This is a genomic window from Streptomyces recifensis (genome assembly GCF_002154615.1).
GTDB classification, from domain to species: Bacteria; Actinomycetota; Actinomycetes; order Streptomycetales; family Streptomycetaceae; genus Streptomyces; species Streptomyces griseoluteus.
In genome coordinates, this window is sequence record NZ_MUNH01000701.1 from 1 (window position 1) to 2,601 (window position 2,601).

Annotated in this window: 3 protein-coding genes; 1 reads left to right on the top strand and 2 read right to left on the bottom strand. The window is 75.6% G+C overall.

All coding sequences use genetic code 11. The features are described 5' to 3' along the window. Positions 1-466, top strand: a 466-nt coding sequence (locus CCN33_RS28575) for an isochorismatase family protein (RefSeq protein WP_107484014.1), incomplete at its 5' end; no start/stop codon positions are given. 59 nt (positions 467-525) lie between these two features. Here CCN33_RS28575 and CCN33_RS28580 read toward each other — a convergent pair. Both CCN33_RS28580 and CCN33_RS28585 read right to left on the bottom strand, forming a co-directional pair. Next, complete coding sequence (locus CCN33_RS28580; RefSeq protein ID WP_086696298.1) at positions 526-795, bottom strand: hypothetical protein; 270 nt, start codon at positions 793-795, stop codon at positions 526-528. A gap of 125 nt (positions 796-920) precedes the next feature. After that, on the bottom strand, positions 921-2,601 hold a 1,681-nt coding region (locus CCN33_RS28585; RefSeq protein ID WP_086696299.1), incomplete at its 5' end, for an ATP-binding SpoIIE family protein phosphatase.

The window sequence follows — 2,601 nt, forward strand, 5'->3', positions numbered from 1 at the left end:
GCTGGCCGACGCCTTCCGCGCCCGCGACCTGCCCGTGGTGCTGGTCCGGGTCTCCTTCGCCGCCGACGGCGCGGACGCCGTGCCCGGCCGCACCGAGCGCCAGGCGCGGGGCCTGTCCTTTCCCGAGGGCTGGGACGTGATCGTGGACGAGCTGACCGGGCACGCCGGGGACGTCCTGGTCACCAAGCACAACTGGAGCGCCCTGTTCGGCACCGACCTGGAGGTGCAGCTCCGCCGCCGGGGCGTCACGCAGATCGTGCTCACCGGCATCGCCACCAGCATCGGCGTGGAGTCCACCGCCCGTGACGCGTACGCGGCCGGCTACCACGTCACCCTGGCCACCGACGCCATGGCCGACGCCGACGCGGACGCGCACACCAACAGCGTCGAGCGGATCTTCCCCCGTCTCGGTGAGAGCGGTACGACGGCGGAGATCCTCGAGCTGCTGGCCAAGACCCACGCCTGAGCACGCCCACCCGGCCCGGCACCCACGGGGGTGCCGGGCCTTCACGCCGCCATCGCCGGTCAGTCCTCGGCGGCCGCGGCGCGTTCCACCTCGGCCTCGACCTCGGAGCGGGACCGTCCGGTGTCACGGGCGTACTCGCTGAGCGCGGTCTGCACGTCGCGGGCCAGGTCGCGCCAGGCGCGCAGGGCGGTCTCGTACGTCCCGGACTGCGCGCCGGTCATCGCCCGCTCGGCCGGGGGCCCGTAGGTGTCCCGCAGTCCCTTCACGGTGGCGTGTGCCGCGGCCGCCGCGCGCTGCTTCTGGACCAGTTCTTCGAAGGTGTGTGCCACACCAACCGACCCTAGGCACGCCGGGCGAACCCGCCACTCGGGGCCGCCGTCCGCGCTGTCCGCCAAGGCCCGTCTCCCGGCGTCGTCGCCCGCCTCGTCGAGGTCTCTCATCCCCCACCCGCCCCTCACGCCTCGTCCGTCACCAGCTCCGCCCACACCTGCTTGCCGCCGCTGACCGGGACGGTCCCCCAGGCGTGCGAGACCGCCTCGACCAGCAGGATGCCCCGGCCGCCGGTGGCCTCCCAGCCGACGCTGGTCGGCTTGAGGGGCCCGCGCGGCGAGGAGTCGGTGACCGCGATGCGCAGCCGGTGCCCGACCAGGCTGAGGTCCAGCCGTACCTGCCCCTCGGTGTGCACGAGGGCGTTGGTGACCAGCTCGGACACCACCAGCAGGGCGGTGTCGGCGATGTCCCTCGGCAGCTCCCAGGCGCGCAGGGTGCGGCGGACGAAGCGCCGGGCGTGCCGTACCGCCTCCGGGACCCGCCACACGCTCCAGCTCTCGCGGCGCGGGCGCACGGCCATGCCGTCGTAGCGGACCAGCAGCAGCGCCACGTCGTCGCCCCGGTGGGCGCCCGCGAGCAGGGTGTCGGCGGTCTGGCCGAGATGGGCGGGGTCGGCGGCGGCGAGGTCGCGGGCGAGCCGGTCCATGCCGGTGTCGAGGTCGGTGCCGGACGACTCGACCAGGCCGTCGGTGGTGAGCGCGAGGACCGTGCCGGGTTTGAGTTTCAGCGGTGTCATCGGGTACTCCGCCCGGGTGAGGACCCCGAGCGGCGGTCCGCCCTCGGCCTCCACGATCTCGGTGCTGCCGTCCGGGTGGCGCAGCACCGGCTGCGGGTGCCCGGCGCGTGCGCAGAGGGCCGTGCCCTGCTCCATGTCGATGTCGACGTAGACGCAGGTGGCGAAGAGGTCGGTCTCCATGTCCAGGAGAAGCCGGTTGGCGTGGGCCACGACCACGTCGGGCGGGTGGCCCTCGGCGGCGTAGGCGCGCAGGGCGGTGCGCATCTGGCCCATCAGGGTGGCCGCGCCCGCGTTGTGGCCCTGCACGTCGCCGATGACGAAGGCCACATGGTTGTCGGCGAGCGGGATCACGTCGTACCAGTCGCCGCCGACCTCCAGGCCCTCGGTGGCGGGCAGGTACCGGGCGACGGCCTCGGCACCGGGCAGCCGGGGCAGCCGGTGGGGCAGCAGGGTGCGCTGGAGCATGCCGACGAGTTCGTGCTCGGCGTCGAAGGCGTGGGCGCGGCGCAGGGCCTGCCCGGCGAGGGCGGCGCAGGCGGTGAGCAGGGCGCGTTCGTCCGGGGCGAACTCGTGCGGGCGGTCCCAGCCGATCAGGCAGGCCCCGGCCATCCGGCCGCCCGCGGGCAGCGGCAGCACGGAGAGGCCGCCGGGGCCGACTCCGGCGAGGCTCGCCTCCAGGGCGGAGCCGGCGGGCCAGATGTGCGCGCGGCCGTCGCGCAGGGCGGCGGCGAGGGCGGGCATGGCGCGCACGGGGGCGTCGGGCCACTCCCCGCGCCACTCGGTCCGCCACAGTTCGGGCCACGCCTCGGGTTCGGGCGGGTCGAGGACGGTGACGACGAGGCGGTCGTTCTCCAGTTCGGCCAGCGCGATGCGGTCGGCGCGCAGCGGCTTGCGCAGGGCGTCGACGACGGCGTGCCCCACGTCCTTGACGGTGCCCGCCGTGGCGAGGTCGGCGGCGAGGCGCTGGACGCGCGCCACGTCGGTGACGTCGGAGCGCAGCTTGGTGGCGTCCGCGACGGTACCGGCCAGCCGGGCGGGCCTGCCCTCCCCGCCGGGCAGCAGCCGTCCG